Origin of the sequence: Amycolatopsis balhimycina FH 1894 (assembly GCF_000384295.1) — a bacterium.
GTDB classification, from domain to species: domain Bacteria; phylum Actinomycetota; class Actinomycetes; order Mycobacteriales; family Pseudonocardiaceae; genus Amycolatopsis; species Amycolatopsis balhimycina.
This window is the reverse complement of the sequence record NZ_KB913037.1, coordinates 4,936,681-4,958,065: the sequence shown is the minus strand read 5'-3', so window position 1 is coordinate 4,958,065 and position 21,385 is coordinate 4,936,681. Positions and strand designations below refer to the sequence as shown.

The window sequence follows — 21,385 nt, the reverse complement described above, 5'->3', positions numbered from 1 at the left end:
CGGGTGAGGTGAACGACTCGTTCATGACGTCGCCGCGGCACCGGTTCCGCACTGTGGGAAGCGGGGGGCGCGGCGGAACTCGGGCGTAGCTTCGGTTTTGTGGCCGACCATCCGCCGTTCACCCTCGCCGTCGTGGGCGCCGGACCCCGCGGGGTCGGCGTCCTCGAGCGGCTCGGCGCGAACGCCGCGGAGCTGCTCGGCGGCCGCCGGCTCGAGGTGCACCTGATCGACCCGTTCCCGCCCGGGCCCGGCCGGGTGTGGCGGTACGACCAGTCGCCGCTGCTGCGAATGAACTCCATGCCCGAGGACGTCACGATGTTCACCGACGACTCGGTGAAGATGGCGGGCCCGGTGCGGCCGGGGCCGTCCCTGCTGGAGTGGGCGCGGAAGGTGCGGGGCGGCGGGCTCGAGGCCGACGTGCCGCCCGGCGTCGTCGCCGAGCTGACCGCGCTCGACCCCTTCGACTTCCCCACCCGGCGCCTGCAGAGTGCCTACCTGCGGTGGGTGTACCAGACCGTCGTCGAGGACCTGCCCGACGGCATCGACGTCGTCGAGCACGCCGCCCGGGCGGTCGGGGTGGACGGTCACGACGTCAGCCTGTCCGACGGCTCGACGGTGTCCGCGGACGCCGTGCTGTTCACCGTCGGGCACCTCGACGCCGAGCCGGACGAGCGGGAGCGCGAGCTGGTGTCGTTCGCCGCGCGCCACAGGCTCTCCTACTACCCGGCCGGCTACACCGCCGATGTCGACTACTCCGGCATCGAACCGGGGGAAACCGTGCTGGTCCGGGGGTTCGGGCTGGCCTTCGTCGACCTGATGCTGCTGCTGACCGAGGGGCGCGGCGGCCGGTTCGAGGACCTCCCGTGCGGTGGTCTCCGCTACCACCCGAGCGGCGCCGAGCCGGTGCTGCACGTCGGCTCGCGGCGCGGGGTGCCCTACCACGCGAAGATCGGCTACCGGCTGCGCGGGAAACCGGTGCGGCTGCCCAGGTTCTTCGACGCCTACGCCATGGACGCGCTGACTGGGGACGCCCTCGATTTCCGCCGGGACGTCTGGCCGCTGGTCGCGAAGGAGCTGGCCTGGGGCTACTACAGCGAGCTGTTCACCGGGCACCCCGACCGGGTGCGTCTGGACTTCGCCGTGTTCGCCGACGCTTTCGCCGACCTGGACTGGGATTCGCCGGGTATGCGGGACCTCATCGCACGGGCGGTGCCCGCCGAGGCCGACCGGCTCGACCTCGACCGGCTGGACCGGCCGATGGCGGGCCGCGAGTTCGGCTCGGCCGAGGAGTTCGGGAAGGAACTGCGCGAATACGTCGAAGCCGACCTGACACGGCGGGCGGACCAGGAGTTCAGCGCCGATCTCGGCGCGTTCATGGCGCTGCTGTCGGCGTACTCCCAGCTGCCCGCTTTAGTCCACAAAGGACGTTTATCCGCCGGGTCGCAGCTGTCCGATGTGGATGGCTGGTTCCACGGGTTCTTCTCGTACTACGCCAGCGGGCCGCCGCCACGCCGGCTGGAGGAACTGCTGGCTCTGCACGAGGCGAGGCTGGTTTCCTTCGCGGGCGCGGAAATGCGGGTGACGGCGGAACGCGGCGTCTTCGTGGCGTCCGGCGCGAGCCACCCGGAGTCCGTCGAGGCCCGCACGCTCATCGAAGCGCGGCTGCCGGGCCCGAGCGTGACCCGCGCGGCCGACGGACTGCTCCGGCGGCTGCGCGACGCGGGTGAGCTGGCCGAAGAGACGGTCGCGGACCCGGTCACCGGCGACCGCCTGCCGTCGGGCCGCATCCACACGCGCGTCGCGGACTCCCGCCTGCTCGACGGCGCCGGGCGCCCCCACCCGCACCGCTTCGCGGTGGGCCCGCACACGAGCGCCCGCTCGGCGGCGGCGTTCTCCCGGCCGCGGACGAACGCGACGTCCTTCCGCCAGAACGACGCCGTGGCGCGGGAAATCCTGACGCTGGCCAATCCGGCCGGCTGACCCTGCCGCCGGAGTGCCCTGAATGACTCATTCAGGGCGCGGGAGGTCCTGAATGAGTCATTCAGGACCGCGGCTCACGACGCCCAGGTGACCAGTTCCTCCAGAACCTGTTCGGGCGGCGGCATTTCCGCGATCTCGGCCGCGATCCCGCGGGCGATGTCCCGGGCCGCCGGGCCGGCCAGCAGCTCGCGGACCGCCGCCTCGATCGCGTCGATCCGGACCGCGTCGCCCACCAGCGCCTTCGCCGCGCCGAGCGCCGACAGGGTCTCGGCGTTGGCGAACTGGTCGGCGCCCTGGGGCAGGATCAGCTGGGGCAGGCCGGCGGCGAGCGTGGCGAGCACCGTCCCCGTGCCGCCGTGGTGCACCACCAGGCCCGCGTGCTTCAGCACCTCGGCTTGGGGCACGAACCCGGCGACCCGCACGTTGCCCGGCACCGGGCCCAGTGCCGCGGGGTCGCCCGGGCCGACCGCCACCAGCACGTCCACCGGCAGCCGCGACAGGGCGGCGATCGCCCCGCGCAGCACCTGCGTCGCGCCGAACACCACCGTGCCCAGGGTCAGGTACACGAAGCCGTCTTCCGGGAGCGGCGGCAGCGGGACAGCCGCGTCGTACGGCGTCGGGCGCATCCGGAACACCTTCGGCACGGCCGCCGAGCCCGGGTCGCGGACGCTGTCGGGCCAGACGTCGATGCAGGCGTCGCCGAACAGGGCGTCCGCGGGCAGGGTGCCCCAGAGCGGCCGCAGCCGTTCGGTCGCGACGGCCAGGATCGCCGGCGGCATCGACCGCCCGATGACGACCGACACGACGGGAAGACCCGCCTGGCGGGCCGCGATCCCGGTGCCGACGTCGCTCTGTTCGTAGACCACGAGATCGGGACGCAGCCCGGGGAGCAGCGGCGTCAGGTCGTCGAGGTTCGCCCGCGGCAGCAGCTCGGCGAACATCGTGAGGGCGATGTCGAAGATTCCGGCGTCCTCGCCGTGCCGCCGCTTGGCTTCGGTTTCCGCGTCGCCGATCCCGATGCCGACGCGATGAGTCTCGAAGCCGAGTTCACGCACCTTGGGCACGAACGCCTCGCCGGTGCCGAACACGACGTCGTGCCCGGCCGCGCGCGCCGCGTTCGCCAGGGGCAGCAGGGGAAAGAGGTGGCCGTACGCCGGGCGGCACGTGAAGAGGATCCGCACCGCCCGAGCGTACCGGCGTCAGCAGCGGTTGAGCATGTCCGTCAGGGCGGTCTTCTCGGCGGACTTGATCGTCAGCTTGAACTTGTACTTCACCGCGACCCACATCTTCGCGTAGGTGCACCAGTAGCTCACGAGCGGCGGCTTCCAGGCGTCGGGCGACTTGTCGCCCTTCTCCTGGTTGACGTTGTCCGTCACGGCGATCAGCTGCGGGTCGGTGAGGTCGTTCGCGTACGCCTGGCGCTGCGCGGTCGTCCACGACGACGCGCCGGTGCGCCACGCGTCGGCCAGCGGCACCACGTGGTCGATGTCCACATCGGAGGCCGCGGTCCAGGTCGCGCCGTCGTACGGGCTGACCCACTTGCCGGAGGTCGCGGCGCAGCTGGAGTTCGTCACCACGTTCGTGCCGTCGCGCTTCAGCACCACTTCGCGGGTGTTGCAGCTGTTGCCCTGGTCGATCCAGTGCGGGAACTTGTCGCGGCTGTAGCCGGTCTGCGAGCCGTCGGCCTTGACGGTCAGTGCCGCGAGCTCGGACTTCGCCGTGGTGGCCGACGGGATGCCCGGCGGGGTCGCGTCCGCGACGCCGGCCAGGGTTCCGGACAGCACCGCGGTGACGGCCAGCACAGTGAACGAATGACGAACAGCACGCCTGGTGGGCATTTTGCTGCCTCCGTGTCAGAAGTGGGGACAGCTAACCCTGAGGCACGGGAGTGGCGCGTACAACACGTATAGGTGACATGTTGCTGCCCGTCAATGAACACCGCGTTGTCCGCGACGAACCGTACGGTGTGGATCAGCCGGCGCCGCGGACCAGCCGCAGGTCTTCGGTGTGCCGGTACCAGGTCCACTTGTTCACCGCGCGCTCGTGGACGACGTCGTCGAGCACCGGCCGGGTCGGGATGCAGCCGATCTGGAACGCCCGCGAGTACAGCGTCGTCGGCCGCTTGAAGATCGTCCCCTTGACGACGCGGACGGCCAGGCCCGGGCCGCCCGGGTCGGGCGTCACCTCGATCGACGAGGCCGGCCCCCGCAACGCGACCTGCTCGTCGGCGTAGGCGACGCCGCGGACGAGCCGGAGCTGCCCGCGCCCGACGAGCACGCCGCCGACGTCGTCGCGGATCAGCGGCACCGGGTCGACCTCGCCGCGCAGAGCCAGCGCGAGGGCACGCAGCGGCGTTTTCGGCAGCCCCCAGAGCGCACCGACGACCGAGTCCGGCGACGACGGCACGAACCCGACCGACACGCCGGAGAGCGCGTCCTTGCGGAGCAGCCGCAGCACGACCGCGGCGAGGTCGGCGTCCGTGCCCGAGACGACCAGGTGATCGTGTTCGCCCAGCAAGGGGTCGATTTCCGCCTTGCCGGGACGGCTCGGGACACGGATCGACTCGACGTCGTCGACCTCCTCGAAGCCCGCCGCTTCGTCGCCACAAGCCACCACTATTCCGCGCACCCGCGGGTCCTCCGTTACGCTCATGCACCGGCATTTAGCAGCGCCACCGGTGTCCGTCCGGGACACTAAACCTCACGTCCTCGAACACCTGGAGTGTCACATGCCGGCCATCGTGCTCATCGGTGCCCAATGGGGCGACGAAGGCAAGGGCAAGGCCACCGACCTGATGGGTGACCGCGTCCAGTGGGTCGTCCGCTACCAGGGCGGCAACAACGCCGGTCACACGGTCGTCCTGCCGAACGGCGAGAACTTCGCCCTGCACCTCATCCCGTCCGGCATCCTGACGCCGGGCGTGACCAACGTCATCGGCAACGGCGTGGTGGTGGACCCGGGCGTGCTGCTCGAAGAGCTCTCCGGCCTCGAAGCGCGGGACGTCGACACGTCCAAGCTGCTGATCTCGGCCGACGCGCACCTGATCATGCCGTACCACGTGGCCATCGACAAAGTCACCGAGCGGTACCTCGGCAGCCGCAAGATCGGCACCACCGGCCGCGGCATCGGGCCGTGCTACCAGGACAAGATCGCCCGCGTCGGCGTCCGCGTGCAGGACCTGCTCGACGAGAAGATCTTCCGCCAGAAGGTCGAAGCCGCGCTGGAGTTCAAGAACCAGGTACTGGTGAAGGTCTACAACCGCAACGCCCTCGACGCGGACCAGGTCGCCGACGAGGTGCTGGCCGCGGGCGAGAAGTTCGCGCACCGCATCGCGGACACGCGGCTGCAGCTCAACCAGGCGCTGGAGCGCGGCGAAACCGTGCTGCTGGAGGGCTCACAGGGCACGCTGCTCGACGTCGACCACGGCACCTACCCGTTCGTGACGTCGTCGAACCCGACGTCCGGCGGCGCGAGCGCCGGCTCCGGCATCGGGCCGGGCCGGATCACGACGGTGCTCGGCATCCTCAAGGCCTACACCACGCGCGTCGGTTCCGGCCCGTTCCCGACCGAGCTGCACGACGAGTCCGGCGAGTACCTGCGCAAGCAGGGCGGCGAGTTCGGCGTGACGACGGGCCGCTCGCGCCGCACCGGCTGGTTCGACGCGGTGATCGCGCGGTACGCGGTGCGCGTCAACGGCATCACCGACTACTTCCTCACGAAGCTGGACGTGTTGTCCGGGCTGGAGAAGGTTCCGGTGTGCGTCGGCTACGAAGTCGACGGATTCCGCACGCAGGACATGCCGATGACGCAGACCGACGTGCACCACGCGATCCCGATCTACGAAGAGCACCCGGGCTGGTTCGAGGACATCTCGGCGTGCCGCACGTTCGAGGAGCTCCCGGCGAACGCCCGCGCGTACGTCGAGCGCCTGGAAGAGCTGTCGGGCGCCCGGATTTCGGCGATCGGCGTCGGCCCGGGCCGCGAGCAGACGATCGTGCGGCACAAGTTCGTTTGAGCGGCTAAGTCAGCTTCGTGCTGACCGGCGTCTCGTTCCGGAACAGGTCGAGCACCGGGCAGTGCTCGTCGACCTCGCGCTTGAGGTCTTCGTAGCGCTCCCGGCTCGCCGGTCCTTCGAGCTCGACCGACACGCGGACGTCCCCGAAACCGGGGCGGGTGTTGAAGGAGAAGCCGAAGAAGCCGTGCAGGTCGAGGTCGCCGTCGACGGTGACCTTGACCGAGTCGAGCGGGATCCCGCGCTTCGCCGCCCAGAACTGGTAGGTGATCACCTGGCAGGAGCCGAGGGCGGCGAGCGCGAACTCGACGGGGTTGGCGGCGTGGTCGGTCCCGCCGAGCGCCGGCGGTTCGTCGACGGTGAACTCGTGGCCCCGCACCTTGACGGCGACTTCGGTCTTGGTGCCGGGCTTCAGGACGTTGTCGACGCTGAAGGAAACGGCGGCGTTGTGCGGGTCGGCGTCGACAGCCTTGCGGGTGCCTTCGATGACGTCGGTCAGCGACATGGGCTCTCCTGAAGATCGGATTTGCTTCAGGGTGAGCGATTTCACGGCCGTCCGCTCGGGTTCTCACGCGGTGGGAGCACGGGTGCCCGCGATGCGGAAGCGCTTGCTCGACCCAGCCGGTCCGCGCGCGTGATCTTTCCGCAGATCGCGTGGCCCAGCTCGGCTTCCGGCGAGTGGAAGTGCGATGGATTCTGTCGGGGGTCGCGTGCATACTTGTTCGCAATACGCACATGTGTGCGGATGACGTGCACCGACGCACCACCGGAGGTTCCCATGTCCCCTGGCACCCGCTCCTGGGTCGTGCCCCTGGCCTGGACCGCCGTCCTGCTGGACGGGTTCGACCTGGTCGTGCTCGGCACCGTGCTGCCCGTGCTGCTCCGCGGCCACGTCTGGGACCTGACGCCCGCCACGGCTTCGGTCGTGTCGACCGTCGGGCTCGCCGGGATGATGCTGGGCGGCCTGGCGATCGGCACGGTCACCGACGTCATCGGCCGCCGGAAGTCGCTGATCATCTCCGTGGCGCTGTTCTCGCTGTGCACGCTGCTGTGCGCCTTCGCGCCGTCCACGTTCGTCTTCGGCCTGCTGCGGTTCGTCGCCGGTCTCGGCCTCGGCGGCTGCCTGCCGACGGCGATCACGCTGGTCACGGAGTACGCGCGCCGCGGAAAGGCCGGCAGCGCCACGACCACGGTGATGACCGGCTACCACGTCGGTGCGGTGCTCACCGCGCTGCTGGGCATCGTGCTGATCTCGCCGCTGGGCTGGCGCGCGATGTTCGTCGCCGGCGCGCTCCCGGCCGTCGTGCTGATCCCGCTGATGCTGAAGTTCCTGCCGGAGTCCGAGACGTTCCAGCGGGTCCGCGAGACCGAGCGGTCGGCCGGGCACGCCGTCGCCGGCCTGTTCCGCGGCGGCCTGCTGCGCGCGACGATCGCGTTCTGGGCGACGTCGTTCATGGGCCTGCTGCTGGTCTACGGGCTCAACACCTGGCTGCCGGAGATCATGCGCCAGGCCGGCTACCCGCTCGGCGCCGCGTTGAGCCTGCTGCTGACGCTGAACGTCGGCGGCATCGTGGGTCTGCTCGTCGCGGGCCGGGTGGCCGACCGGGTCGGCATCCGCCCGTCGGCGATCGTCTGGTTCTGCGCGGGCGCGTTGTTCCTCGCGCTGCTGAGCGTGAAGCTGCCCGCCGTCGGGCTGTACGCGGCGGTGTTCTTGACCGGTTGCTTCGTGTTCAGCGCCCAGGTGCTCGTGTACGCCTACGTCGGCCGGATCTACCCGGACGCGATCCGCGCGACCGGCCTCGGCTGGGCCGCCGGCATCGGCCGGATCGGCGCGATCTCCGGCCCGATCCTCGGCGGCGCGCTGCTGACGGCGGGAATCGCGTACCCGTGGGGCTTCTACGCGTTCGCCGGCGTCGGCGCCCTGGGCGCGGCGGCGGTCACGGTCGTCCGCCCCGGCCACCACAGCCCGGCCCGCGACGACGTCAGCCCGGCCACCCGCCCGGCCACCACCTAGAGCCGTGAATGGCACATTGAGGGACTTCAAGTCCCTCAATGTGCCATTCACGGACTCTCAGCCGAGTTCCTTCAGTTCCTGCTCCACCGCGGCCAGTTCGGCTTCGGAGCCCTGGACCTTCGGGCCCGTGAACCACTTCCGGGCCGAGACCACCCACCAGATGCCCGCGCCGCCGAGGACCACGAGGAACGCGATCGGCGTGTAGTTGAAGGAATCCACCGTCACCGGCGACGCCGGCGGAAGCATGAACAGCACGAAGATGAACGCGACCCAGACGGACGCGACGATACCGATCGGCTTCCCCCACTTGCCGAGGTGCCACGGACCCGGTTCGAACGAGTCGCCTCGCCGGACCCGGAGGAACACGGGAATCACGTAGGCGACGTAGAGACCCACGACCGCGATGGAGGTGACCGCGTAGTACGCCGTCGCGCTCCACAGGTACGGCAGGGCCAGGATCAAGGCGCCGACGGCGGCGAGCCAGACGGCGTTGGTCGGGGTCTGGGTCCGTTTGTTGATCCGGTGCCAGAAGCCCGAGCCCGGGATCGCGCCGTCACGGGCGAAGGCGTAGATCATCCGCGAGTTGGCCGTCACCGACGACATCCCGCAGAACAGCTGCGCGCCGATGCAGATGAGCAGGAGGAACTTGCCGGTGGTGACCCCGGTGGCGTCGATGAAGATCTGGGCGGGCGGCACCCCCGTCGCGGAGCCGACCGCGCCGTCGTAGTCCTGGATCGCGAAGGTCAGGCCGATCAGCAGGATCCACCCGGCGACCAGGGAGACGAGGATCGAGGTGACGATGCCGCGCGGCCCGGCCTTGGCGGCGTTCTTCGTCTCTTCCGTCATGTGCGCCGAAGCGTCGTAGCCGGTCAACGTGTACTGCGCGAGCAGGAGGCCCAGCGCGAACACGTAGATCGGCGAGGTCCAGCCGGTCTTGTTGACGAACTCCCCGAAGACGAAGCTCGCGTCCTGGTGCTTGGCGGGCACGAAGGTCAGCACACCCACGATGACCAGCACGCCGACGAGGTGCCACCACACGCTGACGTTGTTGAGGATCGCGACCAGCCGGACGCCGAAGGTGTTCAGCAGGCCGTGGAGCACGAGGATGATCACCAGCAGCAGGATCGTGTGCCCCGCCGTGGCCGTGAAGCCCCATTGCAGATCGAGGAACGCGTTGAGGAACAGCGCGGCGCCGAAGTCGATGCCCGCCGTGACGGCGATCTGGCCGACCAGGTTGAACCAGCCGGTGAACCACGACCAGGCCGCGCCGTTGCGCGGGGCCAGTTTCGCCGCCCAGTAGTACAGCCCGCCCGCGGTCGGGTAGCTGGAACACACTTCCGCCATGCCGAGGCCGACGAGGATCACGAAGAAGCCGACCAGGACCCAGCCCCAGATCATCGCGGCCGGCCCACCGGTCTTCATTCCCGTGCCGTAGAGCGTGAGGCAGCCGGAGAGGATCGAGATGATCGTGAAGGAGACGGCGAAGTTCGAGAACGCCGACATCGTCCGTTTGAGCTCTTGCGCGTACCCCAGCTGGTGCAGGCGGGCGCTGTCGTCGTCGGCGTGGTCGGGGGTGGTCTGCTGGTCGGAAACATCCATCGAGCACCTCTTGAAAGGTATACGGCCAGACCTTTGAATTTGCCGAAATTAGCCTGGGTCCCGGTAGGTGTCAAGCCTCCGTGAAGAACTCGTCCAGCCGCAGGAGGGGCCCGCCACCTCGGTGGTTGTTCGAGATCAGGGTCGCGGTGAGCCCGGACGACGGCCGGTGCGTGCTCAGGAACGTGACGCCGTGGTCGCCGCCGACCAGCCGGACCCCGCCGTCCCCGGGCAGCCAGAACCCCAGCCCGTAGCCGTCGGCGTGCGGGCTGAGCATCCGGTCCACCCACTCCCGCGGCACGATCCGGCCGGCCAGGAACGCCGGCCAGAACTTCCGGAAATCCGGCGCGGAGCTGTAGATCCCGCCGTCCGCGTAGCCCACGACGGGCAGGCTGAACACGTTGGTGCGGCCGTCTTCCAGGTACCCGGTGGCCGTCCGGCCGGGCAGCGCGTCCGAGCGGAGGAACGCGGTGTCCGCCATGCCCGCGGGCTCGGTCACGCGGGTCCGGACGAGGTCGGCGAAAGGTATGCCGGCGATCCGTTCGGCGATCAGGCCGAGCACGGCGAACGCGCCGTTGTGGTACCGGAACTCCGTGCCCGGCGGGGAGATCTGCGGATACCCGTCGAGCGCCGCGAGGTAGTCGGCCGACGTGGCGAGGAGCGGGGTCGGCGGCGGGTCCGCTTCCTCGTCGCAGTAGTCGCCGATGCCGGAGGTGTGCGTCAGCAGGTGCTCGACGGTCACCCGGTCGTCGATCAGCGGCAGGTCGTCGCCGAGGACTTCACGGGCGGTGGTCTCCAGCCGCAGCCGTCCCTCGGCGACCAGGCCGACGACGACGAGCGCGGTCAGGCCCTTGGTGCCGCTGGCGATCGCGAACCGAGTGTCGACGGTGTTCTCCACGCCGTACCCGAGGTGCGCGTGCCCGTACGCCTTCGCGAACAACGTCTCGTCACCCCGGCTCACCAGCAGGACACCGGAAAATCCGTGTTCCCCGGCCAGCCGGTCGATCTCCCCCTGCACAGGTCCCCCCCCCGAAGCCGTGAATGGCACATTGAGGGTTCATCCATGCCCCCGCCACCACCCTCAACGGAGGCGCTGACGCGCCACTGCGCCAATTCTAGTCCCTCGATGTGCCATTCACGGCCAATCACTTTCGGGCGAACCTAGCGGCCCAGGAACGCGTGCAGCGACTCCAGCGCGGTGTCCGGCTGGTCGGCGAAGAAGCCGTCGACGCCGGCCTTGAAGAACGCCGCTTCCTCGGTGAAGACGTCGCCGTAGGCGTCCGGCTCGGCCGACGAGCGCAGGTTGGCCGGCAGGAACGGGTTCTCGTTCCGGAACGTGTACGGCTGCACCTTCAGGCCCGCCTTGTGCGCGTCCGCGACGAGCGCGGTCGGCGTGCCCAGGTTGCCGGCGGCGTCCCGCGGGATGACCTGCGCCTTGTCCGGCCCGAAGTACTTCGCGTACTTCGCGACCTCACGCAGCCCCTGCGGCGTCACGAGGTCCGCGTACGTCCGCTTGTCGCCCTTCGCGACGAAGTCCGCCGGGGCGCCGGTCGCCGAGGTCAGCTGCAGCAGCGGCGTCCGGAGCTGCTGGTGCAGGTCGATCAGGTTCGACACCTCGAACGACTGGATGATCGCCGGCGCGTCCGGCCGGTCGAGGCCGTTGCGCTTGAGGATCGAGACCAGCTTCGGCTCGGTCGGGTTGCCGATCGACTGGAAGAACGTCGAGTGCTTGACCTCGGGGTAGGTGCCCAGCGTCCGGTGCAGCTCCCGGCCCAGCCGCTTGGTCAGGTCGAGGACCTCCTGGTAGGAGGCGATCTGGTAGCGGCCGTCGTACAGCGTGTTGTGCGGCCGGTTCTGCGGGATCCGCTCGACCGCGCGCAGCGTCTTGAGCTCGGCCAGCGTGAAGTCCTGGGTGAACCACCCGGTCGTCGTGACGCCGTCGAGCACGACGGTCTTCTTCCGGTTCTCGAACTCCGGGTGCTTGGCGACGTCGGTGGTGCCGCCGATCTCGGGTTCGTGCCGGGCGACGAGCTGGCCGTCCTTGGTCGGCACGAGGTCGACGTCGACCCAGTCCACGCCCATCCGGTAGGCGAGCTCGTACGAGGCGAGGGTGTGCTCCGGCCGGTACCCGGGCGCGCCGCGGTGTCCGATGATCACGGGGTCATGGTGGCCCCGTCCGTGCGCGGCCGCGTCGGCGGACCCGGTTTCTGTGGCGCTCGCCGCCCCGACGGTGAGTCCGGTGACGCTCAGCAACGCCAGCCCGGCCAGTGCCAGTACACCCACACGTTTGCGCTTCATCCGGTGACCTCTTTTCCCAGGGTGTCCCTGATCTACCCGCGTCACCCTTGATGTCGCAAGCGTCCGAAGCGCGTATCCGGGTGGACACCGCGGTAAACGGCGGGTGGACTCCTCTTCCCCGGGGTGCCCGGGGACGGCGAAATGTCCGCCGGGAAGGCGGGCCGATACGCTGTGCGGCGTGCGCGTACTGGTAATCGGCTCCGGCGCCCGTGAGCATGCACTCGTCCTCGCGGCGTCCGGCGACCCCACCGTCACGGCCCTGGCCTGCGCGCCCGGCAACGCCGGGACGGCCGCGATGGCCGAGCAGCTCGGCGTCGAGGCGTCCGACCCCGAAGCGGTCGCGGCGCTCGCGAAGAGCTGGCAGGCCGACCTGGTGGTGGTCGGGCCGGAGGTCCCGCTCGTCGCCGGCGTCGCCGACGCCGTCCGCAAGGCGGGCATCGCCTGCTTCGGCCCGTCGGCCGCGGCGGCCCGCATCGAAGGCTCGAAGGCGTTCGCGAAGGACGTCATGGCCGCGGCGAACGTGCCGACCGCGCGGTGCGAGGTGGTCGACAACCCGGCCCGCCTCGACGCCGCGCTCGGCCGCTTCGGCCCGACGTGGGTGGTCAAGGACGACGGGCTGGCCGCCGGCAAGGGCGTCGTCGTCACCACCGACTACGACGTCGCGCGCAAGCACGCGATCATGCTCCTCGACGGCGGCCACCCGGTCCTCCTGGAGTCCTATTTGGACGGTCCGGAGGCGTCGCTGTTCTGCTTCGTCGACGGCAGCACCGTCGTGCCGCTGCTGCCCGCGCAGGACTTCAAGCGCGTCGGCGACGACGACGCGGGCCCGAACACCGGCGGCATGGGTGCGTACGCGCCGCTGCCGTGGGCGCCCGAGAACCTGGTCGGCGAGCTGGTCGAGAAGGTCGTCCAGCCGGTCGCCGACGAGCTCGTCGCGCGTGACGCGCCGTTCTCCGGCCTGCTCTACGCCGGGCTCGCGCTCACCTCCGAAGGCCCGCAGGTCATCGAGTTCAACTGCCGCTTCGGCGACCCCGAGACGCAGGTCGTGCTGGCGCTGCTGCGCACGCCGATCGCCGGCCTCATGCACGCCACCGCCACCGGCAAGCTCGCCGAGCACCCGCCGCTGGAGTGGGCGGGCGGCGCCGCGGTCACCGTCGTGATCGCCGCCGACGGCTACCCGGGCAAGCCGCGCACCGGCGACGTCATCACCGGGGCCGAGCTGGAAGGCGTCCTGCACGCCGGGACGCGCCGCCGTGACGACGGCGCCGTCGTCTCCGCCGGCGGCCGCGTGCTGTCGGTCGTCGGCACGGGCAAGACGCTCAAGTCGGCCCGCAAGCACGCCTACGAAACCGTCGAGAAGGTCCACCTCGCGGGCTCGCACCACCGCACCGACATCGCGCTGAAGGCGGCGAACGGGGAGATCGGCGCGCCGACGGCGAAGCAACGCGCCTGACTTTCCCGGATCGGGGGAACCGGCCCGAACCGTTCTTCGTCCAAACTCAGGCTGCCGCCACACGCTCGTTGGTAGCCTCGACGGGAGCCGGCCGGTCACTGTCCGTACGACGTCAGGGGAGAGCATGTCAGGACCCTCGTACGACCTCAGCTCGGCGGTCCCGGTGGCGCCCGCGGCCGCGGACGTCCTGGTCCGCCCGGACAAGCTCCTCGACGTCGCCCGCATCGTCGAAGACCAGGCCAACGCCCTCGAGGACCAGCTGCTCACCCGGCTCGGCGAGCTGCGGATCGACGCGCCGTCCGCCGACGTGATCAGCACCCAGTCGATCGAGGCGTGGAACAGCCTGATCGCGGACGGCGACCGGTCCTACGCCGGCCAGGTCCGCGAGTACGTCGCCGGGCTCAAGCGGCTGGTTTCGCAGCTGCGCGAAGCCGCGAAGGACTACAAGATCAGCGACGAGGAGAAGGCGGCAGTGTTCGGTGACCGCGGCAAGCACGGTGCGTAACCGGCGGTGGCGGATCACCGGGGGCGTGCTCGCGACCGCGGCGCTCGCCGGCTGTTCGGCGGGCACCGGCGGCACCCCCTATCCGGTCGAGACGGCCGCGACCGCGGCTTCGCAGAGCGCCAAGGCGGCCCAGCTGCCGCAGCGCCCGGCCGACCTGCCGCTGCTGGGCGTCGACCTGTGCGAGATCTTCCCGCAGGTGCAGCTCGACAACCTGAACATCACGAGCCTCCCTCGAAGTGTCAAAGTCCCCACGGACGGGCCGACCTGCGTGTTCGACGCCGACGGCGCCGAGCCGGTGCACTCCTACCACGTGCGGGCGGTGGCCGCGGACCTCGACCAGTGGATCACCGGGGCCCGCAAGAAGAACAGCATGACCACCGAGCCGAAGACCATCGGCGGTTACCCGGCGCTGACGAACTACCGCGCGGCCGGCGACCCGGCCGACTGCGAGACGCTCGTCGGCGTCGCGAAGGGCCAGACGCTGGCCGTCCAGACCTTCGCCATCACCCGCGGCAAGCTCACGCAGCCGCAGCTGTGCGACATGTCGGCGCACGCCGCCGACCTGGCGCTGCAGTCCCTGAAAGCACGGAACTAGGGAGGGCGCGTGGAATTCTCCGAGCTCGCGGCCGGCATCCAGAACCACCGGTTCGACGGCTGGACCAACACCGCGGTCGCCACCCAGATCACGCGGATGATCAACGGTGACGGCACCGGCAGCATCGGCACCGCCGTCGACGCGCTGAAGGCCGTCGCGACCGCGCTCGCCCACACCGACCAGACACTGCGCGCGCAGCTGCTCAAGCTCGGCGTCGAGTGGCAGAGCCAGGCCGGGGGCGCGGCGAGCCAGGTGTTCACCGAGCAGGCCGGGTTCTCCCAGGACGCCACGACGAAGGTCGCGCACGCCGCGGAAATGGTGTTCGAGCAGGGCGAGGCGTTCAACCGGACGAAGTACAAGCTCCCGGACGCCGAAACCGTCCGGAAGGGCGCGGGCGGCTACACGCTCACCGACGGCGTGCTGCTCAGCCTCATCGGGTTCGAGACCGACCACGCCCGGCAGGTCGAGGCCGCGAACAACGCCAAGGCGCAGGCGACGCAGGCGCTGAACGAGTACGCGCAGGAGAGCGGCACGAACCTGCTCTCGACGCAGTCGCTCGGCGACCCGGAGTCGCTGAAGCTGACCGCCCCGGGCGTCACGCCGGGCGTGCTCGACGTCGCCGGCGCCGCGGTCCAGGTCACCCCGGACGGGGGCGTGAAGCCGGCTTCGGACAAGGTCCGGTCGGTGCACGTCGACCCGCCGGTCGTGCAGCCCGTGTCGCACCACGTGCACGCCGACCCGCCGACTCCCGCCTACGGCATCGCGGCCCAGCCGCCGTCCCGGCCCGCGCAGCAGCCGCGGCAGAGCGGCCTGGTGGGCGCTCCGCCCGCACAGCACACGACGCCCAGTTCGTCGACGACGCCGTCCGGCGTGAAGCCACCGACATCGGCGCCCGGGCCCGGCTGGGTCAACGCCCCGGGGCGTGGCACGGCCCACGAAGGCGGCCACTTCACCTCCGGCCCGTCCGCCGGTGGCGGTGGCGGTGGTGGTGGCGAACAGTTCGTCCCGCCCGGGGCGCCGGGCGCGCTGCCGCCCGGTTCGTCGCCCGCGACGACGCCGATCAAGTCACTCGGCGGCGCGGGCGGGGGTGCTTCCGGCGGCTCGACCGGCGTCGACAGCTCGCCGGGCCGCGCCCCGGACGGGCTGCTGGCCAAGGGCCGCACGGTCGGGGCAGCCCCGCAGGCGTCCCTGCCGCCCGGGCAGTACACGGCCGAACGCGGCTTCGCGGTGAAGCCGGGCGCGACGCCGGGTGAGCTGGGCGCGGGTGCGGCGGCGGTCGGCGCGGGCGCGGCCGGTGGCGCGCTGAGCGGCGACAAGGAGCGCCAGCGGCGGGAAAAGAGCCAGCCGAAGGGCCCGATGCGGCCGCTGCCGGTCGGGGAGCTGCCCGAGGAGGAAGCCGTCGCGCTGAGGAAGTCGGAGCAGATCAGCCCGAAGCAGCAGCCCGGCGAGACGAAGTTCCTGTCCGAGGCGGCACCGCAGGAGGACGACGCCGAGCACGTCCGCCGCTACGGCGTCGACGACCAGGACCTGTTCGCCGACCAGCGGATGGTTTCGCCCGACGTGCTCGGTGACCACGGCGGGGATGTGCGCTGACCGTGTCGCTCGTGCTGTCCGCCCTCGAGTTCGACGTGCTCTGGGAGTCCTTCGAACTGCCCCGGCGGCACGTCGCCCTCGACGTGCCGAGCGAAGGGGCCACCTATGCGGAACGGCGTGAGCTGGTGGAGTCGGCGTGGGCGTCGCTGAGTGAGCGGCGCCTCGCCCGCAACCGCCGGGCGTCCGGCGAGGTGGCGGACCTGCTGCACCTGCTGGGCCGCCCCCAGTTCGGGCTGGACGTGTGGGTGTGGGCCGAACGCGAGATCCGCGGCCGCGCGGTGAGCGTCCGCGGCCAGGCCGTCCTGGCGGTGGTCGACCACGGCGAGGTCTGGCTGATCCCGGCCACGGAGGACGGCCTCCCGGAAGCGGCGGTCTCGGTCGCGGGCGACCTCGGCCCGGGCGTCGGCCAGACGGTGAGCATCCCGTACGCGGCTCTTCGCTCCGCCGACGAGGCGGCGAAGGGCGACGCGAAGGGGCTGGTCACGGCGCTGGAGGATCGCGGGGTGCCGTTGTTCCAGGCCCAGGAGCTGTCCGGGATGCTGCTGGGGCAGGAAGCCCGCGGCCAGTTCGGCGCCGAACGCACTTCACGCGACGGCGTCGTCCACCGGGCGGGCCGGGTGGTGGCGTTCTTCGACACGGACGCGGGAAGGTACCTGTTCCAGGTGGCCCCGGACCGTGACGGCCGCGAGTGGGCCACGGTGACCCCGGCGGACAACGCCCTGCTCGCGACGAGGATCCGCGAACTGATGGCGGAGGCCTGAGCCCTCCCGGGTGGAAGTTCGCGGAGACCGTACGCGCGCCCCGCGCGAAGTCATAAAGTAAGCGCGGGAACCGTCCTGGTCACGGCGACGTCTGACCGGGCGGAGACAAGTTTCCGAAGGGGATGACGAACCGTGCCTGTCTACGACTCGGACTCGCTGGCCATCGCGGCCGGTCAGGTGGAGAAGCTGAAGGACGAGTTCGAGAAGTCCAAGCACAAGGTCACCGGCCTGGACCACGAGAAGGAAAGCCCCTTCGGCGGGATGGACGCCACCGGCGACGCGCACGGCGCGGTCGGCAAGTTCAAGGACGGCGTGCACAGCCAGTTCGACGCCGCGGGCAAGCACATGGAGGCACTGGGGTTCGCCATGCGCAAGGCGGCCGGGCTGATCGCCGAGACCGACCAGGTCGGGGCGAGCGACCTCACCCTCCACGTCGACAAGTGAACCGAGGGGCACGACAGTGGGTTTGAACTCCAACGGCGCCGGAACGCCGGACAACTGGGCCGCCTTCATGGAAAAGGTGAACCAGGTCGAAAAGGTCGACCTGGGGAAGATCACCGCGGCGGCGGCGCAGTTCCGCGAAGCGGGCAAGAACGCCGGCGACCACAATGCGTCGCTGAAGAATTCGACCGACGCGCTCAACAGCGGGGTGTGGGCCGGTCCGGCGGCGGACCAGTTCTTCCAGTACGTCCGCCAGGTCCGCGATGCCGGGACCAAGGTGCAGACCCACCTCGAGGACGTCGCCAAGGACCTCGACGACCTCGCGTCGTCCCTCGAACAGATCAAGAAGAACGTCCAGGACAAGCAGCTGGCGGCGGAAAAGGCCGTCAACGCCCGCAACCAGCAGGCGCAGACCGCCATCGACAACGCGAGAGCCGCGGAGAAGACGGCGCACGACGAGGGCAAGCCCGGTCCGAGCCCGAGCTCGGCGGAGATCCTGGCCACCGCGAAGACGGACATCCACACCATCACCGCCGGTTTCGACGGCGACGTGACCGGTCTGCAGACCCAGGCCGACACGGCGATCAAGGCGTCGCAGAAGCTGATGTCCCAGCAGATCGAGGGCGGCTACGACCAGGTCCCGCTGCCGAGCAGCTCGTCGGCGCCACCCCAGAGCACCGGCGGCGTCCACAGCAACGGCGCCTCCCACCACGGCGGCGGTGGTGGCGGCGGCGGGGGTGGTGGAGGTGGTGGCCTCGGGCCCAGTGGTGGCCCGCCTTCCTCGCCGCCCCCGGGCAATGTGCAGCAATGGATTCAGGAAGCGTTGAAGGCTCTCCAGGCGGCGGGAATTCCGGTGACGGATGCGGATATCCCGAAAATCTGGGCGATCATTCAGCACGAATCCGGCGGAAATCCGAATGCCATAAACAACTGGGATTCGAATGCCGCCGCGGGGCATCCGTCAAAGGGTCTCATGCAATGTATCGACTCGACGTTCAATGCCCATAAACTGCCGGGGCACGACAACATCTACAGCCCGGTCGACAACATCATCGCCGGGGTGCGGTACTCCTTCGACCGGTACGGCGGCCTCGACAACGTGCCCGGCATCAAGGCCATGGCCCACGGCGGTGCCTACCGCGGCTACTAGCCTGGCCGCATGGTCGACCTCGGAGCCTTCGCCGGGCCCGCGCTGCGGGCCGGTGTGCCGCCCTTCCACGTCATGGACGTCCTCTCCGCGGCCGGTGCCCGGCAGCGCAGCCACGGTGATCTCGTGTCGCTCGCCGCCGGGCAGCCGTCCGTGCCCGCGCCGGAGCCCGTCCTCGCGGCCGCTCACGAAGCACTCCGGAAAAGCACCCTCGGCTACACCGAGCAGCTCGGTCTCCCGGAGCTGCGGGAAGCCGTGGCCGGGCACTACCGGACGCGCTACGACGTCGACGTCCAGGCGCACGACGTCGTCCTGACCACCGGCTCCTCCGGGGGCTTCCTGCTCGCCTTCCTCAGCGCCTTCGACCCCGGTGCGAAGGTCGCCATGGCGCGGCCCGGCTACCCCGCCTACCGCAACCTGCTGTCCGTGCTGGGCTGCGAGGTCGTCGAGTTCGCGACCACCGCCGAAACGAACTTCCAGCCCACCGTCGCCCTGCTCGACGAGCTCGGCCCGATCGACGGGCTGATCGTCGCCAGCCCGAGCAATCCGACCGGGACCGTGCTGCCGCCCGGGGAGCTCGCCGCGATCACCGGCTGGTGCGCGTCGCACGGGGTGCAGCTGATCAGCGACGAGATCTACCACGGCATCTCCTACGGCGCCGAACTTGACTGCGCGTGGCAGTTCGGCCGTGAGCCGGTCGTGCTCGGGAGCTTCTCCAAGTACTTCGCGATGACCGGCTGGCGGCTCGGCTGGCTGCTCGCGCCGCAGCGCCTGCACCGCGCGGTCGACGTCCTGACCGGCAACTTCACCATCTGCCCGCCCGCGGTCTCGCAGTACGCCGCCCTCGCCGCCTTCACGCCCGAGGCGTACGCGGAAGCCGACGCGCACGTCGAGCGGTACCGCGCCAACCGCGACCGGCTCTTCGCCGGCCTGAAGCGCATCGGCATCGGCAACCTCGCCCCCGCTGACGGCGCCTTCTACGCGTACGCCGATGTCAGCGCGTACACCGAAGACAGCCTGAGCTGGTGCCAGCGGCTGCTCGCCGACACCGGTCTCGCGATCACTCCCGGCGTCGACTTCGACCCGGTCGACGGCGGCAAGTTCGTCCGGTTCTCCTTCGCCGGCAGCGCCGAGGACATCGACGAAGGGGTGCGCCGGCTGGGTGCCTGGCTCAGCCAGGGGGAACCCTGATTTAACCCCGAACGTTGGCTCTTCGAGGGGAGTTCCACCGCCGGAGCTGGCACTGTGTAGCTATCGGGCCGGTGGGGCCACGGGAAACATCGGAGGAGCCATGTTCTGGAAGATCGTCGGCGGCCTGATCGTCGCCTGGGTGGCGTTCATGGTGCTGGGGAGCGTGCTCGGCTTCCTGTTCAAGGCTGTCCTGTGGATCGCCATCATCGGTGGCGTGGTTTTCCTGGGCACGGCCGCGTACGGCGCCATCACCGGCAAGAAGGACAGCAAGCGCATCAACCGCTACTGAGTTTCACGGGATCCGCGCCACGCCGCACAGCGACGTCCAGTTGACGGGCGTCAGCGGCGCCAGGCGCGGCCCGTCCGGCCACCACAGGTGCGGCGCGGTCAGCCCGGGTTCGAGCAGTTCGAGGCCGTCGAAGAACGACGCGATCTCGGCCCGCGCGCGGTAGCGCGTGTCGAGCCCGGTGCGGCCGAGCCGGTCCTGCAGTGACGCGGCGACGGCGGCCGCTTCGGAGCCGTCGTCCGGGTTGTGCTGGTGCAGCAGGAGCAGGTACGAGCCCGGTGCCATCGCGCCGACGTAGGACTTGACGACCTGCTGCGCCTGCTGGAGGTCCGTGATGTGGTGGACGATCGCGCACATCACGAGCCCGACGGGCCGCTCGAAGTCGATGAACTGCTTCACCGTGTCGTCGGCGAGCGTCTCTTCGGGGTGCAGCAGGTCGTTGCCGGAGAAGTGCGTGAAGTCGTTGTCGACGAGCAGAGCCCGGCCGTGCGCCTGCACCACCGGGTCGTTGTCGACGTAGACGACGTGCGCTTCCGGGTTGTACTTCTGCGCGACCTGGTGGGTGTTCTCCACCGTCGGGAAGCCCGAGCCGAGGTCGAGGAACTGGTCGACGTCCAGCCGTTCGGTCAGGTAGCGGACGGCGCGGACGAGCCACTGCCGCATCTCCTGGGCCATCGCCGGGGACTCGGGCGCGATGTCCAGGATCTGCCGCAGGGCCGCGCGGTCGGCCGCGTAGTTGTTCTGGCCGCCCATGAGCGCGTCGGAGACGCGCGCGATGCTCGGCCGGTCGAAGTCGACGCGGTCGGACGGTCGTTCGCTCGTCGCCATGGCACCTGCCGGGGGAGTCGGGGGACGCCCAGCCTAGGTCATGGGAATCACGGCCGGTAGGCGGCCGTGCGGTGTGGGTGAGTTTCAGTCCAGCCAGGCGCGGGCCGCGTCGGCGCCGTTCCAGACGTGGGCGCGCAGACCGACGGCACGTGCACCGTCCACATTGGACTCGCGATCGTCGAAGAACAGGCAGTCGGCCGGTTCGGCGCCGAGCTCGTCGAGCAGGAGACGGAAGATCTTCGCGTCCGGCTTGACGCACCGGACGTCGCCCGAGAACAACGTCACGCGGAAGTGCCGCGCCCAGTCCTGCGCACGGACCCACTCGCCGAACACCGACGGCGCGTTCGACAGCAGCGCCAGCGCCGCGCCGGCCTCGGAAAGCGCCTCGAGCAGTGCCTCCGAAGCCGGTTCCAGGTGACCCCAGCCCTCGATGTCGATGCGGGTCAGCTCGGCCGACATCGCCTCGTCGACGGGCACGCCCACCGCGGCACCGACGGCCTGCCAGTACTCCAGCGGCGTGCTGCCGGCGTCGTACGGGATCCGGTAGTCCCAGTACGCCTTCTCGAACTCCGGCAGCGGTGCGCCCATCGTCGCGGCCAGGTCCGGGCGCGCCGCGCTCGGCTTGCTGAGCACCTCGCCGTAGTCGAACACGATCCAGTTCATCGGTACCCCCAGTGTCGTCGTC

At 70.5% G+C, this 21,385-nt stretch carries 21 protein-coding genes; 12 read left to right on the top strand and 9 right to left on the bottom strand.

The genetic code is table 11. The annotated features are described in order from the left end of the window. Positions 1-99: 99 nt before the first annotated feature. A complete protein-coding gene (locus A3CE_RS0122120; RefSeq protein WP_020642297.1) occupies positions 100-1,980 on the top strand; it encodes an FAD/NAD(P)-binding protein in 1,881 nt (626 codons plus the stop codon). Between the two features lie 74 nt (positions 1,981-2,054). On the opposite strand, the gene A3CE_RS0122115 is transcribed toward A3CE_RS0122120, so the two are convergent. From A3CE_RS0122115 to A3CE_RS0122105, 3 genes are all read right to left on the bottom strand, one after another. Continuing rightward, positions 2,055-3,161 carry a glycosyltransferase gene (locus A3CE_RS0122115; protein WP_020642296.1) on the bottom strand — a complete coding sequence of 369 codons (1,107 nt, stop codon included), beginning with the start codon at positions 3,159-3,161 and terminating at the stop codon, positions 2,055-2,057. Positions 3,162-3,179: 18 nt separating this feature from the next. Then, on the bottom strand, positions 3,180-3,818 hold the full coding sequence (locus tag A3CE_RS0122110) for an HNH endonuclease family protein (protein WP_051183781.1): 639 nt from the start codon (positions 3,816-3,818) through the stop codon (positions 3,180-3,182). Positions 3,819-3,951: 133 nt separating this feature from the next. Beyond that, the gene (locus A3CE_RS0122105; protein WP_376741678.1) at positions 3,952-4,632 is read right to left on the bottom strand and encodes a hypothetical protein; all 681 of its coding nucleotides are present in this window, start codon (positions 4,630-4,632) and stop codon (positions 3,952-3,954) included. Between the two features lie 76 nt (positions 4,633-4,708). Between A3CE_RS0122105 and A3CE_RS0122100 the strand changes: the two genes are divergently transcribed. Beyond that, positions 4,709-5,995, top strand: a complete 1,287-nt coding sequence (locus A3CE_RS0122100; RefSeq protein ID WP_020642293.1) for an adenylosuccinate synthase — start codon at positions 4,709-4,711, stop codon at positions 5,993-5,995. A 4-nt stretch (positions 5,996-5,999) separates the two neighbouring features. Here the strand turns inward: A3CE_RS0122100 and A3CE_RS0122095 are convergent, their stop codons facing one another. Then, the gene (locus A3CE_RS0122095) at positions 6,000-6,497 is read right to left on the bottom strand and encodes an OsmC family protein (protein ID WP_020642292.1); all 498 of its coding nucleotides are present in this window, start codon (positions 6,495-6,497) and stop codon (positions 6,000-6,002) included. 273 nt (positions 6,498-6,770) lie between these two features. Between A3CE_RS0122095 and A3CE_RS0122090 the strand changes: the two genes are divergently transcribed. Next, a complete protein-coding gene (locus tag A3CE_RS0122090) occupies positions 6,771-8,006 on the top strand; it encodes an MFS transporter (RefSeq protein ID WP_020642291.1) in 1,236 nt (411 codons plus the stop codon). A 57-nt stretch (positions 8,007-8,063) separates the two neighbouring features. Here the strand turns inward: A3CE_RS0122090 and A3CE_RS0122085 are convergent, their stop codons facing one another. The 3 genes from A3CE_RS0122085 to A3CE_RS0122075 form a co-directional block, all read right to left on the bottom strand. Beyond that, positions 8,064-9,605: an amino acid permease gene (locus A3CE_RS0122085; protein WP_020642290.1), complete on the bottom strand. Its 1,542-nt coding sequence runs from the start codon at positions 9,603-9,605 to the stop codon at positions 8,064-8,066. Positions 9,606-9,675: 70 nt separating this feature from the next. Then, positions 9,676-10,620, bottom strand: a complete 945-nt coding sequence (locus A3CE_RS0122080; protein WP_020642289.1) for a serine hydrolase domain-containing protein — start codon at positions 10,618-10,620, stop codon at positions 9,676-9,678. A 143-nt stretch (positions 10,621-10,763) separates the two neighbouring features. Next, complete coding sequence (locus A3CE_RS0122075) at positions 10,764-11,900, bottom strand: glycerophosphodiester phosphodiesterase (protein ID WP_026468736.1); 1,137 nt, start codon at positions 11,898-11,900, stop codon at positions 10,764-10,766. Positions 11,901-12,078: 178 nt separating this feature from the next. On the opposite strand from A3CE_RS0122075, the gene purD reads away from it, so the two are divergent. From purD to A3CE_RS0122030, 9 genes are all read left to right on the top strand, one after another. Continuing rightward, positions 12,079-13,353 carry a phosphoribosylamine--glycine ligase gene (gene purD / locus A3CE_RS0122070; RefSeq protein WP_020642287.1) on the top strand — a complete coding sequence of 425 codons (1,275 nt, stop codon included), beginning with the start codon at positions 12,079-12,081 and terminating at the stop codon, positions 13,351-13,353. Between the two features lie 124 nt (positions 13,354-13,477). Next, complete coding sequence (locus A3CE_RS0122065) at positions 13,478-13,858, top strand: hypothetical protein (protein WP_020642286.1); 381 nt, start codon at positions 13,478-13,480, stop codon at positions 13,856-13,858. A 25-nt stretch (positions 13,859-13,883) separates the two neighbouring features. Next, positions 13,884-14,453 (top strand): DUF3558 domain-containing protein, encoded by a 570-nt coding sequence (locus A3CE_RS0122060; protein WP_026468735.1) that lies wholly within the window; start codon positions 13,884-13,886, stop codon positions 14,451-14,453. Between the two features lie 9 nt (positions 14,454-14,462). Continuing rightward, on the top strand, positions 14,463-16,046 hold the full coding sequence (locus A3CE_RS0122055; protein ID WP_020642284.1) for a hypothetical protein: 1,584 nt from the start codon (positions 14,463-14,465) through the stop codon (positions 16,044-16,046). Positions 16,047-16,048: 2 nt separating this feature from the next. Continuing rightward, the gene (locus A3CE_RS0122050) at positions 16,049-16,807 is read left to right on the top strand and encodes an ESX secretion-associated protein EspG (protein ID WP_020642283.1); all 759 of its coding nucleotides are present in this window, start codon (positions 16,049-16,051) and stop codon (positions 16,805-16,807) included. Between the two features lie 132 nt (positions 16,808-16,939). After that, positions 16,940-17,251, top strand: a complete 312-nt coding sequence (locus A3CE_RS0122045) for a hypothetical protein (protein WP_020642282.1) — start codon at positions 16,940-16,942, stop codon at positions 17,249-17,251. A 16-nt stretch (positions 17,252-17,267) separates the two neighbouring features. Then, positions 17,268-18,398, top strand: a complete 1,131-nt coding sequence (locus tag A3CE_RS0122040) for a transglycosylase SLT domain-containing protein (protein ID WP_026468734.1) — start codon at positions 17,268-17,270, stop codon at positions 18,396-18,398. A gap of 9 nt (positions 18,399-18,407) precedes the next feature. After that, on the top strand, positions 18,408-19,586 hold the full coding sequence (locus tag A3CE_RS0122035; RefSeq protein WP_020642280.1) for a pyridoxal phosphate-dependent aminotransferase: 1,179 nt from the start codon (positions 18,408-18,410) through the stop codon (positions 19,584-19,586). Positions 19,587-19,686: 100 nt separating this feature from the next. Then, complete coding sequence (locus A3CE_RS0122030) at positions 19,687-19,875, top strand: hypothetical protein (RefSeq protein ID WP_020642279.1); 189 nt, start codon at positions 19,687-19,689, stop codon at positions 19,873-19,875. Between the two features lie 3 nt (positions 19,876-19,878). Here the strand turns inward: A3CE_RS0122030 and A3CE_RS0122025 are convergent, their stop codons facing one another. Both A3CE_RS0122025 and A3CE_RS0122020 read right to left on the bottom strand, forming a co-directional pair. Then, on the bottom strand, positions 19,879-20,700 hold the full coding sequence (locus A3CE_RS0122025) for an SAM-dependent methyltransferase (RefSeq protein WP_020642278.1): 822 nt from the start codon (positions 20,698-20,700) through the stop codon (positions 19,879-19,881). An 84-nt stretch (positions 20,701-20,784) separates the two neighbouring features. Further along, a complete protein-coding gene (locus tag A3CE_RS0122020; protein ID WP_020642277.1) occupies positions 20,785-21,363 on the bottom strand; it encodes an HAD family hydrolase in 579 nt (192 codons plus the stop codon). Positions 21,364-21,385 lie beyond the last annotated feature (22 nt).

Coding starts and splice junctions, on each gene's coding strand:
- A3CE_RS0122110 (WP_051183781.1), bottom strand. CDS start 3,818: ATGCCCACCAGGCGTGCTGTTCGTCATTCGTTCACTGTGCTGGCCGTC.
- A3CE_RS0122105 (WP_376741678.1), bottom strand. CDS start 4,632: ATGAGCGTAACGGAGGACCCGCGGGTGCGCGGAATAGTGGTGGCTTGT.
- A3CE_RS0122100 (WP_020642293.1), top strand. CDS start 4,709: ATGCCGGCCATCGTGCTCATCGGTGCCCAATGGGGCGACGAAGGCAAG.
- A3CE_RS0122095 (WP_020642292.1), bottom strand. CDS start 6,497: ATGTCGCTGACCGACGTCATCGAAGGCACCCGCAAGGCTGTCGACGCC.
- A3CE_RS0122090 (WP_020642291.1), top strand. CDS start 6,771: ATGTCCCCTGGCACCCGCTCCTGGGTCGTGCCCCTGGCCTGGACCGCC.
- A3CE_RS0122085 (WP_020642290.1), bottom strand. CDS start 9,605: ATGGATGTTTCCGACCAGCAGACCACCCCCGACCACGCCGACGACGAC.
- A3CE_RS0122075 (WP_026468736.1), bottom strand. CDS start 11,900: ATGAAGCGCAAACGTGTGGGTGTACTGGCACTGGCCGGGCTGGCGTTG.
- A3CE_RS0122065 (WP_020642286.1), top strand. CDS start 13,478: ATGTCAGGACCCTCGTACGACCTCAGCTCGGCGGTCCCGGTGGCGCCC.
- A3CE_RS0122035 (WP_020642280.1), top strand. CDS start 18,408: ATGGTCGACCTCGGAGCCTTCGCCGGGCCCGCGCTGCGGGCCGGTGTG.
- A3CE_RS0122030 (WP_020642279.1), top strand. CDS start 19,687: ATGTTCTGGAAGATCGTCGGCGGCCTGATCGTCGCCTGGGTGGCGTTC.
- A3CE_RS0122025 (WP_020642278.1), bottom strand. CDS start 20,700: ATGGCGACGAGCGAACGACCGTCCGACCGCGTCGACTTCGACCGGCCG.
- A3CE_RS0122020 (WP_020642277.1), bottom strand. CDS start 21,363: ATGAACTGGATCGTGTTCGACTACGGCGAGGTGCTCAGCAAGCCGAGC.